This window comes from Glutamicibacter sp. MNS18 (genome assembly GCF_026107515.2).
In the GTDB taxonomy this organism is placed as follows: Bacteria; Actinomycetota; Actinomycetes; order Actinomycetales; family Micrococcaceae; genus Glutamicibacter.
The window spans coordinates 54398-69699 of the sequence record NZ_JAPCHW010000009.1 but is presented as its reverse complement, the minus strand read 5'-3'; the positions used below and the strand labels follow the sequence as shown (position 1 = coordinate 69699).

Annotated in this window: 15 protein-coding genes; 12 read left to right on the top strand and 3 right to left on the bottom strand. The window is 62.6% G+C overall.

The window, feature by feature from the left end:
- The first annotated feature begins 27 nt into the window (after positions 1-27).
- From OK351_RS13245 to OK351_RS13225, 5 genes are all read left to right on the top strand, one after another.
- Entirely contained in the window at positions 28-762 is a 735-nt protein-coding gene (locus tag OK351_RS13245) for a GntR family transcriptional regulator (RefSeq protein WP_265159738.1), read from the top strand.
- 95 nt (positions 763-857) lie between these two features.
- The gene (locus tag OK351_RS13240) at positions 858-2003 is read left to right on the top strand and encodes a CaiB/BaiF CoA transferase family protein (RefSeq protein ID WP_265159736.1); all 1146 of its coding nucleotides are present in this window, start codon (positions 858-860) and stop codon (positions 2001-2003) included.
- A 41-nt stretch (positions 2004-2044) separates the two neighbouring features.
- Positions 2045-3226 (top strand): acyl-CoA dehydrogenase family protein, encoded by a 1182-nt coding sequence (locus tag OK351_RS13235; RefSeq protein WP_265159734.1) that lies wholly within the window; start codon positions 2045-2047, stop codon positions 3224-3226.
- Between the two features lie 25 nt (positions 3227-3251).
- Entirely contained in the window at positions 3252-4709 is a 1458-nt protein-coding gene (locus OK351_RS13230; RefSeq protein WP_265159731.1) for an aldehyde dehydrogenase family protein, read from the top strand.
- Between the two features lie 16 nt (positions 4710-4725).
- The gene (locus tag OK351_RS13225; protein WP_265159729.1) at positions 4726-5580 is read left to right on the top strand and encodes a 3-hydroxyacyl-CoA dehydrogenase family protein; all 855 of its coding nucleotides are present in this window, start codon (positions 4726-4728) and stop codon (positions 5578-5580) included.
- Between the two features lie 106 nt (positions 5581-5686).
- Here OK351_RS13225 and OK351_RS13220 read toward each other — a convergent pair whose 3' ends face one another.
- Positions 5687-6121 (bottom strand): pyridoxamine 5'-phosphate oxidase family protein, encoded by a 435-nt coding sequence (locus OK351_RS13220; RefSeq protein WP_265159727.1) that lies wholly within the window; start codon positions 6119-6121, stop codon positions 5687-5689.
- A 98-nt stretch (positions 6122-6219) separates the two neighbouring features.
- Here OK351_RS13220 and OK351_RS13215 point away from each other — a divergent pair, with 98 nt between their 5' ends.
- From OK351_RS13215 to OK351_RS13205, 3 genes are all read left to right on the top strand, one after another.
- Entirely contained in the window at positions 6220-7296 is a 1077-nt protein-coding gene (locus OK351_RS13215) for an App1 family protein (protein ID WP_265159724.1), read from the top strand.
- Between the two features lie 3 nt (positions 7297-7299).
- A complete protein-coding gene (locus tag OK351_RS13210; RefSeq protein ID WP_265159722.1) occupies positions 7300-7770 on the top strand; it encodes an acyl-CoA thioesterase in 471 nt (156 codons plus the stop codon).
- A gap of 67 nt (positions 7771-7837) precedes the next feature.
- On the top strand, positions 7838-8692 hold the full coding sequence (locus tag OK351_RS13205; protein WP_265159719.1) for a siderophore-interacting protein: 855 nt from the start codon (positions 7838-7840) through the stop codon (positions 8690-8692).
- A 394-nt stretch (positions 8693-9086) separates the two neighbouring features.
- On the opposite strand, the gene OK351_RS13200 is transcribed toward OK351_RS13205, so the two are convergent.
- Together OK351_RS13200 and OK351_RS13195 are read right to left on the bottom strand one after the other, a co-directional pair.
- Complete coding sequence (locus tag OK351_RS13200) at positions 9087-9899, bottom strand: DNA-3-methyladenine glycosylase family protein (protein WP_265159716.1); 813 nt, start codon at positions 9897-9899, stop codon at positions 9087-9089.
- Between the two features lie 38 nt (positions 9900-9937).
- Complete coding sequence (locus OK351_RS13195; RefSeq protein ID WP_265159713.1) at positions 9938-10531, bottom strand: DNA-3-methyladenine glycosylase I; 594 nt, start codon at positions 10529-10531, stop codon at positions 9938-9940.
- Between the two features lie 81 nt (positions 10532-10612).
- On the opposite strand from OK351_RS13195, the gene OK351_RS13190 reads away from it, so the two are divergent.
- The 4 genes from OK351_RS13190 (at position 10613) to OK351_RS13175 (ending at position 15272) form a co-directional block, all read left to right on the top strand.
- Positions 10613-10987 (top strand): ArsR/SmtB family transcription factor, encoded by a 375-nt coding sequence (locus tag OK351_RS13190; protein WP_265159711.1) that lies wholly within the window; start codon positions 10613-10615, stop codon positions 10985-10987.
- A 2-nt stretch (positions 10988-10989) separates the two neighbouring features.
- Positions 10990-11910 carry a cation diffusion facilitator family transporter gene (locus OK351_RS13185; protein WP_265159709.1) on the top strand — a complete coding sequence of 307 codons (921 nt, stop codon included), beginning with the start codon at positions 10990-10992 and terminating at the stop codon, positions 11908-11910.
- A 114-nt stretch (positions 11911-12024) separates the two neighbouring features.
- Positions 12025-12774 carry an ABC transporter ATP-binding protein gene (locus OK351_RS13180; protein WP_265159707.1) on the top strand — a complete coding sequence of 250 codons (750 nt, stop codon included), beginning with the start codon at positions 12025-12027 and terminating at the stop codon, positions 12772-12774.
- 8 nt (positions 12775-12782) lie between these two features.
- Complete coding sequence (locus OK351_RS13175) at positions 12783-15272, top strand: ABC transporter permease (RefSeq protein WP_265159705.1); 2490 nt, start codon at positions 12783-12785, stop codon at positions 15270-15272.
- Positions 15273-15302: the final 30 nt, after the last annotated feature.

Below are 15302 nucleotides of genomic sequence, written 5' to 3'. Positions count from 1 at the left end.
GAAGTCGGGGCAGGATATGCTTCACATATGAGTAGCATGCAACCGATCGTCCCCAAGATGTCGCTGACCGAACAGGTGACCACCAGGATTCGTGCCGCCATCGTGGCTGGTGAGATGGTGCCGGACGAGCACTACTCGGCGATCGCGATTGCCGAGAAGCTGGGGGTGTCGCGCACTCCGGTGCGCGAGGCGTTGCAGTTGCTGGAGAAGGAAGGCATTCTCACGGTTGCGAAGAACCGCGGGGTGCGCGTAAACCAGATTTCCCTGGAGGACATTGTTGAGGTCTTCCAGGTTCGACTTGCCGTGGAGCCGCCCGCGGCCGCCCGCGGCGTACTGAATGCCAGTGAGCAGGACATCGCGCGGTTGGCCGAACTGCACCGCGAATTGCTGGAGGTCGGGCAGACGGGGGATGGGCGAGCCACGCTGGAAGCCGACAAGAAGTTCCACCTCTACCTGCTGGGGTTGGCCGGTAACGCCAAGCTTGACGGGATCATCAGCGAATTGCGTAACCTGGTCCTGGCCCACGGGCAGATCACCATTCCCCAGGCCCGGACCAGCCAGGAGCTGGCCGGGGACCGTAATGAGCTGATGCAGGCCATTATCGACAGGGACCCCATGGCCGCCGCGATCGCCATGCGCAGCCACGTGATGCGCACAGCCCAAATGCTGATCCGCGCGGTGTGCGCGCGGACTCCGGGGTTGGAAGCGGAGGGTTTCCTTCAGCGCCTGGATGCGCTGGTCCTGGGGGACACCTTCAGCTGATTCCCGTTTCACCTCTTGCCTGGCAGGCTCTTCTGAACTAGTGTTGCATGCAACATGTAACAGAGTCGTTCTTGAGCGTGAAAGCAGGTTCGAAGATGAGCCAACCACTGGAGGGGATCCGGGTCGTGGACTTGTCCCGTATCCTTGCCGGACCGCTATGCACCATGACCTTGGCCGATTTCGGCGCCGAGGTCATCAAGGTGGAGAGCCCTGCAGGAGACGAGACCCGTAGCTGGAAACCACCGGTCACCGCGGGAGGAATCAGCACCTACTACTGGTCGGTGAACCGCAACAAGCAGGCCATCGTGGCCGACTTCGCCGATCCGGAGCAGCTACAGGCCCTGCGCGAGCTGATACGCGACGCCGATGTGCTGGTGGAGAATTTCCGTCCCGGTGTGCTGGACAAATTCGGCCTCGACTACGAGTCCCTGCAGGCCCTCAACCCGCGTCTGGTGTACTGCTCGATCTCCGGGTTTGGGGACAAACGGGGCGCTGCCCTTCCCGGATTCGACCTGCTGGTCCAGGCAGTCGGCGGACTGATGAGCATCACCGGGGAACCCGAAGGGACACCAAGCAAGGTAGGGGTCGCCCTGGTTGACGTGCTCGCCGCGCAGAATGCGGTCAGCGGTATCCTGCTGGCGCTGCGCGAACGGGATGCCAGCGGACAAGGACAACGCCTTTCGATCAACCTGATGACCTCCCTGTTGGCCGGACTGACCAACCAGTCCAGCAGCACCCTGGCCACCGGGAACTGCCCGCCCCGGATGGGCAACGCCCATCCGAGCATCGCGCCGTACGAGACCTTTGCGGCGCAAGATGGGGTGGTGGTGATCGCCGTGGGCAACGACCGGCAATTTGCCGCACTGTGCCGGGAACTGTCCGCACCCGCACTGGCCACGGACCCAAGGTTCCTCACCAATTCCGCCAGGGTCGAGCACCGGCGCGAGCTGAAGGCACTGATCGAATCGGTCACCGCCGCGCAGCCAGCTGCCTACTGGGCACGAACTCTGATGGCCGCCGGGGTGCCCGCAGGCAAGGTCAACTCCATCGCCGAGGCGCTCGACTTCGCCACCGACCTCGGGCTCGACCCGGTGGCAGTCATCACCGACCAGCTCACCGGCGAGACCACCACGCACATTGCCAGCCCGATCGGGCTTTCGCGTACCGGCGCCCAATACCGCAGCGTGCCGCCACGCCAGGGGCAGCACCAGGACGTCCTGATGAAAACCTCACGCACCTAAAATCGACACCCTAACCCACCGTATTCCCAAGGAGAACCACCATGAACAACTCCCTGCCCGCGACCCTGGATCCCGCCGACCTGATCAACTTCGAATCCCTGCTCAGTACCGAAGAGATCACCCTGCGCGACTCGGTGCGTGCCTTCGTGGACGAGACCATCAAACCGAACATTGCCAGCTGGTACGAAAATGCCGTATTCCCCCTGGAGATCGTGCCCGAGATGGCAAAACTGGGCCTGCTGGGCATGCACCTGGAAGGCTACGGCTGCGCCGGACGATCCGCGGTGGAATACGGGCTGGCCGGGACCGAACTGGAAGCAGGGGACTCGGGTTTGCGCACCTTCGTTTCAGTGCAGGGCTCCCTGGCCATGAGCGCCATTCACAAGCACGGATCCGAGGAACAGAAACTGCAGTGGCTGCCGCAAATGGCCGCCGGTGAAGCCATCGGCTGCTTCGGCTTGACCGAGCCCACGGCCGGGTCCGATCCGTCCAGCATGCAGACTTTTGCCCGTCGTGAAGGAAGCGATTGGATCCTCAACGGAACCAAACGCTGGATCGGCTTGGCCAACGTGGCCAAGGTGGCGGTGATCTGGGCACAAACCGAGCAAGGCATCCGTGGATTCGTGGTGCCCACCGACACCCCGGGTTTCCAGGCAACCCCGATCGAACCCAAACTCTCCATGCGCGCGTCCATCCAGTGCGAAATCGAACTGGTCGACGTGCGCCTGCCCGCGGAGGCGGTGCTGCCCAACGTGGTTGGACTCAAGGGACCATTCTCCTGCCTGAATGAGGCACGCTATGGCATCATCTGGGGTTCCATGGGTGCTGCCCGGGACTCCTTCGAGGTGGCGCTGAAGTATTCGCAGGAGCGTATGCAGTTCGACAAGCCGCTGGCCGGATACCAGTTGACCCAACAGAAACTCGTGGACATGGCCCTGGAAATCAACAAGGGGTACCTGCTGGCCCTGCACATCGGCCGGATGAAAGATGCCGGAACCCTGGACCTCCACCAGATTTCGGTGGGCAAGCTGAACAACTGCCGCGAGGCGATCGAAATCTGTCGTGAGGCACGCACCATCCTGGGCGGGAACGGCATCACCTTGGACTATTCGCCGTTGCGCCATGCCAACAACCTCGAATCGGTGCGCACCTATGAGGGCACCGACGAGGTGCACACCCTGATCCTGGGCAACAAGCTCACCGGCGTCCCGGCCTTCCGCTAAAACCCTACCGAGGAGAAGACTGTTGATGAAACAGCACTGCAATCCCGTCGCGTTGCGCCAGTACCTGGCCGGGCAATGGGAAACGGGCAACGGCGCACCGATCGCCTCCTTCGCCGCGGCCCATCCCGGTCAGACGGTGGCCAACGGAACCGCCGCCGATGCCGGGCAGGTTGACCAGGCCTTTGCCGCGGCCGCCGCGGCTCGGGGAGACTGGGCGCGAACCCCGATGGCAACCCGGGCTGGCTACCTGAAACGGGCCGCCAGCTGGTTGCATGAACGCAGCGGGGACATTGGTGCGGAACTGTCCAGGGAGGAGGGCAAGACCCTGGCCGAAGGGATCGGCGAGGTCAGCCGTGCTGCCCAGATCCTGGACTACTATGCCGGGGAATCCGAACGCCAGGCCGGAACCGTGTTCCATTCGCCGCGGCCTGGCGAGCAAATCCTGGTTTCACACAAACCACTGGGGGTTCTCGGAATCATTACCCCGTTCAATTTCCCGATTGCGATTCCCGCATGGAAGATCGCGCCGGCATTGATCTATGGCAACACCGTGGTGTTCAAGCCGGCCAGCCTTGTCCCGCTGCTGGCCCAGCGCCTGGTGGAGGCATTCGACGCGGCGGAACTGCCCGCGGGGGTGCTGAACCTGGTTATCGGGCCAGGTCGGCTGGGCGATGCCCTCATGAGGCATCCCCAACTGGCAGGGGTCTCCTTCACCGGATCCACCGCCGTAGGCCGTTCGCTCTGCGCCACTGCCGCGAACCGCGGTATTCCGGTTCAGGCGGAAATGGGCGGAAAGAACGCCGCGGTCGTATTGGCTGACGCGGACCTGGAACTGGCGGTGGAACAGGTGCTCAATGGCGCATTCCGGTCTACCGGGCAGAAATGCACCGCGACCTCCCGGTTGATACTTGACCAGTCGATTGCCGAGGATTTCCTGGCCAGGCTTCGCGATCGATTGGACCGCTGGGTGACCGGCGACCCGCTGGATCCCCGGGTGCATATGGGCCCACTGGTGGATGAGAAATCCCGGATCTTAGTCGACAAGGGAATCCAGGCGGCGCTGGCCGCAGGAGCCACCGAAACCTATCGGGGAAAGGCACCGGAAGGGCCGGGGTACATGGGCCCGGTCATTCTTGAACTGCCCGCATCCCACAAGCCGGAGGACAACCCGGCTTGGCGCGAGGAATTCTTCGCCCCGGTACTCACGGTAGTGCGGGTCGCAGGGACCGACGCGGCATTCGCATCGGCCGAGGACAGCGAATTCGGCCTCAGCCTGGCCTTATTCACTCGCGACCTGGCCACGGCAATTCGCGCCCAGGAGCAGCTTGATGTCGGCATCCTGCATGTGAATTCCGAATCCGCTGGTGCCGATCCACACGTTCCCTTCGGCGGAGCCAAGGCCTCCGGTTACGGTCCGAACGAACAAGGGGCTGCGGCGCGGGAGTTCTACACGCATACCACCACAACCTACCTGCGGGGATAGGGAAAGGGGAACCACAATGGGCATCAACCGGATTCTGGTCATTGGCGCCGGGACCATGGGGCGGCAAATCGCCATGAGTGCCGCGCTTGCCGGCTACACCACGACACTGAACGACATTTCCGAGGCCGCGCTGGCAGCCGCGCACGAAGATCTTGAACAGTGGGCAGCCACCCGGGTGGCCAAGGGCAAAATGGAACAGCAAACAGCGGATGCCGCATTGGAACGTTTGGCATCCACTACTGATCTGGATGCCTCGGCCAGGCACGCCGACCTGGTCATTGAAGCGGCCGTGGAGAAACTGGAAATCAAGCGTTCGATCTTTGGAAAACTGGGGAAAGTCGCACCGGTGCACGCCGTTCTGGCCACCAACTCGTCCACGCTGGCCTCATCCCAGGTTGCCGCGGCAACGGGCCGTCCCGGGCAGGTATGCAACATGCACTTCTTCAATCCCGCGCTGGTGATGAAATGCGTGGAAGTGGTACGCAACGAACACACCACTGACACCACGGTGAACACCGTTATGGAGGTGGCCCGGCGCATGGGCAAGGAACCGGTCCTGGTGCAACGCGAGATCCCCGGTTTCATCGCCAACCGGATGATGGGTGCCATCCAACGCGAGGCGCTGGAGTTGCTCTCGGGAGGAGTGGCAAGTATCAAGGACATCGACACCACCGCGCGCACCGCCTTGGGCCATCCGATGGGGCCGTTCGAGCTGATGGACCTGGTGGGCCTGGACGTCATCGACTTCATCGCGCAGGCGACCCATGCCGAAACCGGTGCTGACGCCGACAAGCCCCATGAACTGGTCATGCAAAAGGTCGCTGAGGGGCGGCTGGGGCGCAAGACCGGCTCAGGATTCTACGACTACTGACCCGGCAGTCGAATCGAAGCCCGAGGAACACTGCCGGTTCCGCGCCCGGGCGGGTGCACCCCGGCGCGGAACCGTCAATCATGCGCGGCAAACCGCCAGGTGGCGCCTAGTCGACAACCTCGGGCTGCACGCCAAGCAGGAAATGGCGACCGGCGATCCGGTCCACCTTGATCCGGATCCAGGCATCCTTTAACGTCGGGATCCACGGGGTGACGCCTGACTGGCGGGCTTCGGCAATCTCGTCCTCATGCTCCAGGACTGTGGCGGTACCGTGAACCACAACACTCCAGGCCTCATCGGAGAGGATCCCGTCGGCTTCAAAGGCCACCGAATGGTTGACGGTCATCGCTGCGAGCTTGTTGCCCGGTGCGGTACGCAGGAAGACATGCCCGTTGTGAACCGCGTAATTCACCGGGACAATATCGATAATGCCTGCGGCCGCCGTGGCGATACGACCATGGGCACTGTGTGTCAGCAGTTCCCAACACTGCTCATCGGTCAGATGAAGTACCGGGGAGTCGTTGTCGTGTTCATATCTCATATTCTTAGTTTTCTACGTAATGTAGAAAAAGTCCAGCCTTTCGACACATAATCTTGGCCTTTGCCATCGCACGCACGTGCTCGTGAAAGACTGGAAACATGACTCATGCTGCTACCGACGGCACCGCGCGCCATATTGCCTCGCGGTTGGAGGATCACTTCCACCAATCCCGTGCGCGCCGGGCTGTCGCCCGGGGACTCAGCCCGCTGATCATGCCGTATCTGGGGTACGGATACAGCAGTCCGGACGGCGGCTGGATTCGCGTATTCGCCCGGGCGGTCCTGGCCACGCCGGATGCCTTCGAAAACGGTCGCCACAAGGCGCAGATGATCGAAGACGGGATCCGTGGTTTCAAGAACTTCACCTCGCCGATCCTGCCTTTCGGCAAGGTCGCCGTCCATGTGGACGGCCATCGCTTCGAAGTGCAAGCCGATCGTGGTGGAGTCGTCGACGTCAAGCTGGCAGTGCACCTGGAACCGGGTTGGCGGCGTATTGACCTATGCCCCGACGGTGGGGAGAGTGTCTCTTCCGAGGTCCTGGTTATCGACCACACCCAACGTACCGGGGTGATCTGCGACGTTGACGATACCGTGGTGGTCACCGCGCTGCCCCGCCCCTTGCTGGCTGCCTGGAATTCCTTTGTTCTTTCCGAGCATGCCCGGGTTCCGACGCCGGGCATGGCGGTGATGATGGAACGGCTGGTCTCCTCCGGGGGCGATACCCCGACCATCTACCTGTCCACCGGTGCCTGGAATGTGGCCCAAACACTGACCCGCTTCCTGACCCGAAACCTGTATCCCCGTGGCCCGCTGTTGCTGACCGACTGGGGCCCGACACCCAGTTCCTGGTTCCGCAGTGGGGTCCAGCACAAGGTTGACCAGCTGCGTCGGCTGGCCGAGGAATTCCCCGAAATCGCCTGGGTCCTCATTGGCGATGACGGGCAGCATGATCCGAGCATCTACGCCGAATTCGCCCGCCGGTATCCGGAGCATGTGCGGGCCATCGTGATTCGCCAGCTCACCCCATCCGAAGCCGTGCTGGCCGGGGGACGTTCGGATGAACTACAACTGGCTACGCCGGAAACAGACTGGGTCTACGAGGCCGATGGGTCCCGCATTGCCGCCAGGCTCCGAGAGCTGGGTGTGGTGGGAGAGAACTCGCAGGAAGGACAGTGAGCGATGACTGAGCGTCCCGGTCTGCGCGTTGAAGTACCCATGCGGTGGGGGGATATGGATGCCTATGGCCATGTGAACAACGTCAACCTGATCCGGCTCATGGAGGAAGCACGCATCGCAGGCTTTGGTGTGCCCGGAGGAACCGGTGCACCCGGGATCAAACCGCGTGTTGACATCTTTTCCGCGGTTCCCGCCGGGGTTCAAATCCTCGTGGTTGAGCACCGGGTCAGGTACTCCCGGCCCTTGGAGTACCGCAATGTCCCGGTTAATGTGGACTTGTGGATCGCCAGTGTGAAGCCGGCAAGTTTTGATATTTGTTACGAGTTCAGGGACCCGGTGGAAGACTACGTGTGTGTTCGCGCCAGCACCACGCTGGCCTTTTTTGACACCTTGACATCGCGGGTCACGCGGCTGAGTGCCGCCGAGCGTGCAGGATTGGCACCCTATGAATTCAAGTCGGTCTTCCCCCGTTAGGTCTTACCACCCGCAAAAATGAATTAGGCTCGATGTATCTGTCTTATTACCCCTAGGAGTGGTTAGTGTGGCCAGAAATGAAGGCGGGCGTCCGGTGCGCCCCCAAGTGGTGTTGGAAGTCGTGGGGCGCAAGCAGATCTCTGCGCATCTGGTGCGGCTGACCCTGGGTGGCGAAGGATTCGCCAATTTCCAGGACAAGGATGCCACGGATCGCTATATCAAGATCCTCTTCGCCAAACCCGAACTGGGTTTACAGCCCCCCTATGACCTGGAAACCCTGCGTCAGACCCTACCTGGCGAGGACTTGCCGGTGCGTCGCACTTATACGGTGCGAAGTGCCGACCCCGAGGCGCAAACCATCGATGTGGACTTTGTGGTCCACGGGGACGAAGGCCTGGCCGGCCCCTGGGCCCGTGACGCGCAGATCGGGGACACCATCTACTTCAGCGGTCCCGGTGGCATGTACAAGCCCAATCCAGAATTCGACTTCCACTTCCTGGTGGGGGATGAAACGGCAATCCCGGCCATCGCCGCCTCGCTGGAGTCGATGGACCCGACGATGGTTGGCCGGGTCATGATCGAGGTCAACGACAGCGATGATGAAATCGACCTGCAGGCTCCCGCCGGAGTCACCATCCAGTGGTTGCACCGCAACGCGCCCTTTGCCCCGGACGTTACCATTCTCGAAGAAGCCGTACGTCAGGCACCATGGCCGGAGGGGCGGGTGCAGGTCTTCTGCCATGGCGAACGTGAAGTCGTGAAGAACCTGCGGGTCTACTTCCATGGCGAACGCGCAGTGGACCGGCGAGATCTGTCATTGTCCGCCTATTGGGCCTATGGGCGGGTCGAGGATGAATTCCAGGCCGAGAAGCGAACCGCAGTTGGTCAGATCTTTGATGAGGAGCCGGCGACCCGGCGGTAGCAAACAATACGGCCCGTGACACGAAAACACCCGAAACGACATCCGTTTCGGGTGATTTTTCTTAGATAAGACTCACCTAATAAAATTTTTCGTAAATTAGACCAGATTGACTTGACCTTATTATGGGTGGTTGTCGTATGCTTATTCCAGAGCCTTCCCCGTGTGTGGTCGGGGAAGGCGCTGACTTTGGTCGATGTGAATCGGCCAATACACTGCCAGACGGGCATGCTCGGCCCATGGTGGTGGTCGGCTTAGCCGGCGTGAAGTAAAGGGAAAGGGAGCGGCTAACCTGCTCAGTTAGCCGAGTCGCATGAAGAGGCGCATCAAGTTCGCACACCTTGATGTGCCTCTTCTGTTTTAATCGTGTTCGACCTGGCCGGCTGCAGGGGCGGGTTCAGGGGTTGAGTGTGTGCGCAAACCTCCAGAGCAGCACCGTGGCCATGGAATTGTCCCGACCCCAATCCAGGTTCTTCGGGTTTCTCGAGTATCCCAAACGTTCAAGACCGCGGCGCACGACCAGATCGCTTCCCAAGAAGATCGTCGGGTCACGTAGCCCGCGCAGTGCCACGTAGTCGGCAGTCCAGGGGCCGACGCCCTTGATCCGCAGCAGGCTCCTCCTGATTTCCTGCCGATCACCGCCCAGCAGGGGGTGCTCGTTGATGAACCAGTCGGCGACCCGGTGCATGGTTAGGGCGCGCGAGGCCGGGCACCCGATAATTTCGGCCAGTCTCCCGGGTCCTGCGGCCGCAGTGGTGGCGGCGTCCGGGAACGCCGTGAGGCCGCAGGGGTGCGGCCTTCCCAGGGCGCCGGTGTATCGCCGGGATAGGGTGCGAGCTGCCCGGGTGGAAATCTGTTGGCCCAGGATGGCGGTCATCAGCGCCTCGAAGAAATCCGGATAGCCGATCAGGCGCAGGTGCGGGAAACGGGTTGCGACGGGGCCGAGCAGGGGATCGAGGGCCAATCGTTGGAGTGACGGGAAGCCGGGTTGCGCAAGTCCCAGCCACTGGTCCAGGACCCCGGAAAGTCTGGGTTGCACCGAGGCCAAGGCCTCGGCATCCACGTCGATCCCTTTGGGGAGGAAAGTGAGCCGGGTCTTGCAGTGAACTCCGTCAACCTGGACCAGTCGCGTCACCGAGCGCTGCGGCACATCGAGTTCTTCCTGGATGGGTAGCGAATGGACCTGGAGTACCTGCATCAGATGCTCCACATCCAGGATCCCTCGGGCCTGGAGCGTGAACCGCCCCATCACATGGGCCAGATGCCGGAACTGCCCCTGCGGTGTGAACCCATGAGGTGGGTATCCACCATGCCGATGGCCTCCATCAGCGCGTACATGGTAGTGGGTCCCACAAACGAGAATCCTCGACGTTTCAGTTCCCTGGATAGCGCGGTTGATTCCTCGCTCCGGGTGGGGATCTGGGCCGCGGACGCGGGGTACGGTGTCTGCGCGGGTTTGAAGGACCAGATCAACTCGGCCAATCCACCGAAGGGGCGCAGATTGATGGTGGCCTTGGCGTTGGTGATCGTGGCTTCGATCTTGCGTCGATTGCGCACGATGGAGGGATCCTGCAGCAAGCGTTCGACATCCGTGGGACTAAACGCCGCAACCCTGTCGGGGGCAAAGCCGGCAAAGGCCTGGCGGAAGGATTCACGTTTGGCCAGGATGATCGCCCAGGAAAGACCCGACTGGAAGGCCTCGAGGCTCAACCGTTCAAACAGGCCGACCTCATCGGTGATGGGCATGCCCCATTCGGTGTCATAGTAGTTGCGCAGCATCTCGGAGGATGTTGCCCAGGCGGGGCGGAAGAGCCCGTCGGGGCCCGAAATCAAATCATCCATGGGACCATCCTTGCACCTTGCGGTGTCCCTGTGCGACAGGACCGACTCGCCTTTCCTGCCAACCTGCCCTATCATCGTTATATGGCGATAATAGAGTCGAATATCGATGAAATGGTTGAGGTGGAACGCCGCCAGCGTGCTGCCGCGCTCTTTCACTGCCTGGCCGACCCAATGCGGCTGATGATCCTGGAGCACCTGCGGACAGGGGAGCACAAGGTACGTGAGCTGACCGAGCACCTGGGCCTGGCCCAAAGCACGGTCAGTGCTCATCTGGCGTGCCTGCGTGAGGGCAACCTCGTCAAGGTCCGGGCTGCGGGACGTTCCAGCTTTTACTCGCTGTGTGACGAACGGACCCTGGATCAGATTCTCCGCAGTGCCCAACCGCTGTTCGCGGTACGAAATGTCGACCATCAATGGCATGACGAGCATGTCCCCAACCTGGAAGGACGGAGCTGAGCGTGTCCCACGATCATTCCCATGACCACGGGTTGGCCCACGCCAACCGAACCCGACTGGCCTGGGCCTTCGGTATCACCGCAACCATCCTGATCGCCGAGGTCATCGGTGCGATCCTGACCAATTCGTTGGCCCTGCTGGTGGATGCGGCGCACATGCTCACCGACACCCTGGGTTTGCTGATGGCCCTGACCGCCGCGAACCTGGTCATGCGCAAATCCACCAACCAGCGCACCTGGGGGTTCCGGCGGGCCGAAGTGCTCTCCGCGACCGTGCAGGCGGCCCTGCTGCTGGCGGTGGGGATCTACGCGGCGATCGATGCGATACGCCGGCTCTTCGAACCGGCGGAGATCCATTCCGCGGGGCTGCTGGCCTTCGGCATCATCGGCCTGGCCGGGAATCTCGTGGCCATGTGGATCATCTCCTCGGGCCGCAAGGACAACCTGAACATGCGCGCGGCCTTCCTCGAAGTGCTCAACGATGCCCTCGGATCGGTGGCCGTGATCGTGGCCGCCATCGTGATCTGGCTGACCGGATGGGGCACCGCGGATTCCATCGCCGCACTGGTCATCGCCGCGCTGATCGTGCCGCGGGCCGTGAAGCTTCTGGGGGAGACCACACATATCCTGCTTGAATCCACTCCCAAGGGGCTGGACCTGCAGGATGTGCGCTCGCACCTGGAAGCCCTGCCTGGGGTGATCTCGGTCCACGACCTGCATGCCAGCCAGATCGCATCGAACCTGCCGGTGCTTACGGCACATGTGGTGGTGGCCGATGAGATGTTTTCCTCGGACTCCACCGGGGAACTGCTGCGCGAGCTGCAGGAATGCGTGGCCGAACACTTCACCGTGAGCATCAGCCACTCCACCTTCCAGATCGAGCCCCTGTCGCACCGGAAGACCGAACACCAGATCAACTGCTGACCGGTGGGTGGGAACAAGGGACTGCTGAACTCCACCCAGGGTATGAGCCCGGCGGGACAAACACCGTACATTTGGCCGATCCTTTTCTGGCCTGCGTGTTTGTAACCTTGGAGTATGAGCCAAGAAACTACCGTTCACACCGATTACGCCGTCCAAGCTCGGGGTCTGACCAAGACCTACGGGCATGATTCAACCCGGGTTGAGGCCCTGAAGGGTGTCGATGTCTCCTTCGCCCGTTCACGCTTCACCGCCATCATGGGCCCTTCGGGATCGGGCAAGTCCACCTTGATGCACTGCCTGGCCGGATTGGACAGCGCGGACTCCGGTGAGATCGTGATCGGGGGCAAGAACCTGATGCAGCTCAGCGATGACCAGCTGACCGAAATGCGCCGTGAACAGATCGGATTCGTGTTCCAGTCCTTCAACCTGGTGCCGACCATCAACGCCCGCGAGAACATCCTGCTCCCGCTGGCGCTGGCCGGAAAGAAGCATGACGAGCAGTGGTTCGAACAGGTGGTCGGGATACTGGGCCTGGGCGATCGCCTGGCCCACAAACCCCATGAGCTCTCCGGCGGCCAACAGCAGCGTGTGGCCGTGGCCCGCGCGCTACTCACCCGTCCCGAGGTGGTCTTCGGTGACGAACCGACCGGCAACCTCGACTCGCGTACCGGAGCCGAAGTCCTTTCCCTGTTGCGCGCCTCCACCCGTGAGATGGGCCAGACCATCATCATGGTCACCCACGATCCGGTGGCCGCTTCCTATGCCGATGAGGTGTTGCTGATGAAGGACGGCCAACTGGTGGGCCGGCTGGCCGAGCCGACCGTCGCCTCGGTCACCGATGCCCTGACCTCCCTGGCCGAGTAGGACACATCATGCTTCATGTCGCATTAGCAAATATCAAGGTGTACGCGCGGCGCTATATCGCCGCGATCCTGGCGGTCGCCATTGGCACCGCGTTCCTCGGCGCCAGCCTGGCCGTGGACACCTCCACCCGCGCCACGCTGAAGAACAGCGTGGGGGAGTACTACAAGACCGCCGACCTCGTGGCCTTCCGTGATTGGAAGAGCAGCGCGTACGGGGAGGACGGCGACCAGCCGCTGACCATGGACGTGCTGGAAGCCGTTCGGGCTCTGCCCGAGGTCAAGACCGCCTACGGGTCCAGCAGTTACGCGGTGAACCTGCGTACCGACAATGACATGTACAACGCGTGGCTGATTCCGATTTCCCCGGAGCACCGCTATTCGGGCGTGAACCTGATTGAGGGACGCGCCCCGATGAGCGAATCGGAAGCCACCATCGACCAGAAGTACGCCGAACAGACCGGGCTGGGCATCGGCGACCAGGTGGCCATCGAGGGGGCTGGCGAGGAAGGCGGCCTGCAGGAGGTGCGCATTGTCGGGCTCAGCGCGGCAACCAACGACCCCTTCAAATCGGCCATGATGCAACTGGGGGTCTCGGAGGGCAGCTGGGAATTCCTGCTCGGTGAAGGCGCGGACCTTGACGAGATCATGGTCAACGGCACCGGTGATACCGCCCAGACCCGCAGCGCCTTGCAGCAACTGCTCGGAGACCAGTCGGTGCGCAGTGCCACCGTACTCACCGCCGATGAGAAGGTCATCGCCGATGTGGCGAACCTGACCAACGGCACCGAACAGCTGACCATGGTCCTGCTGATCTTCGCCTTGGTGGCCCTGGTGGTCACCGGGCTGGTGGTGATGAACACCTTTGCCGTGGTGATCGCCCAGCGTACCCGGGAACTGGCGTTGCTGCGCACCCTGGGCGCCAAACGCAAGCAGATCCGGTCCTCGGTACTGACCGAGGCCCTGCTGATCGGTATCGTCGCCTCGGCCATCGGGGTTGCGGCCGCCGTGGGGCTGATGGCCGGGTTGGTCAAGCTGCTTCAGCTGATGGTCCCGGAGATGTCCTACGCCACCCTGGGCGTGGACTGGAAGGTCGTGGCCATCCCGCTGCTGATCGGCATCCTGATGACCGTGCTGGCCGCCTGGTTGCCGGCACGCCGTGCCATGAAACTTGCGCCATTGGCGGCACTGCGTCCCTTCGATGCCGCCAGTGTGAAGAACCGGTCGGGCAGGATCCGCATCGTCTTTGGGGCATTGCTGGCCATTGCCGGCAGCGCCGGGCTGGTGGCAGGTGCATTGATCGAGTCGCTGCCGGTGGCCTTCCTGGGTGGCTTACTCTCCTTCCCCGGCATCCTGATGCTCGCCTCCCTGTTCGTGCCTTCGACGGTATACGGTATCGGCAAGCTGTTCGCCGGAAACAAGGTGGCCGGGAAACTGGCCGCACTGAACTCCGTGCGCAACCCGGGACGAACCACCGCCACCGCCACCGCCCTGCTGATCGGCGTCACCCTGGTGTCGATGATCATGGTGGGTGGACAAAGCGCCAAGACATCGCTGAACCAGGGGATCAGCGAAGAGTACCCGATTGACCTGATGGTGCAGACAGGGGTGCTGGATGACTCCGAGGTTACCCGGCTGGCGGCGATCGACGGGATCGCGGCCGTGGCCCCCTACGAGGTCACCCAGGCGATGATCAACCTGGATGACGGGGAACTGGACGACTCCTACCTGCTGGTGGTCGACCCGCAGGTGCTGGCTACGGTGATCCAGGACGAGTCCGCGATCCCGCAGGACGGGGAACTGGTGTTCACCAACTGGTCGTACACCGAAAGCGAGACCGCCCAGGTGGCAGGCCATGACTTGCAAGTGAAGGTCTCCACGGCCAGCTACCTGTCGAATATGATCACCCAGAATACCGCCCGGGATCTCGCCTTGCCCACCGATGACCTGAACGGTGGGGCGATGCTCCGCCTGGATGACGCGGTGAGCGCGAACCAGCTGTCGGATATCGTCGAGCGGATCGCCGAGGTCCTGGACGTGGAGAGTGCCTCGATCTTCGGTGGGGCCATGGAAAGCGCGATGTTCTCCCAGATCATTGACGTCCTGCTGATGATCGTCTCCGGCCTGCTGGCAGTGGCGGTTCTGATCGCCCTGATCGGTGTGGCCAATACGCTCAGCCTCTCGGTGCTCGAACGCACCAGGGAGAACGCGTTGCTACGCGCGCTGGGGCTGAAGAAGAAGCAGCTGCGGTCCATGCTGGCCGTGGAGGCGGTCCTGATCGGCGGGGTCGCGGCCCTGCTGGGGCTGGTGCTGGGCACGATCTACGGATTGTTCGGCGCCTACAGCACCCTGGCCCAGATCGGCCAGGTGCGGTTCGACATCCCGTGGCTGCAGCTGGCCCTGGTGATCGGCGTGAGCATCGTTGCCGCCTTGCTGGCATCGCTGGCCCCGTCGCGACGTGCCGCTCGGCTTTCCCCGGTGGAAGGCCTGGCAACCGAATAGTCCGACCGGCAGCGCGACACACCACGAGGG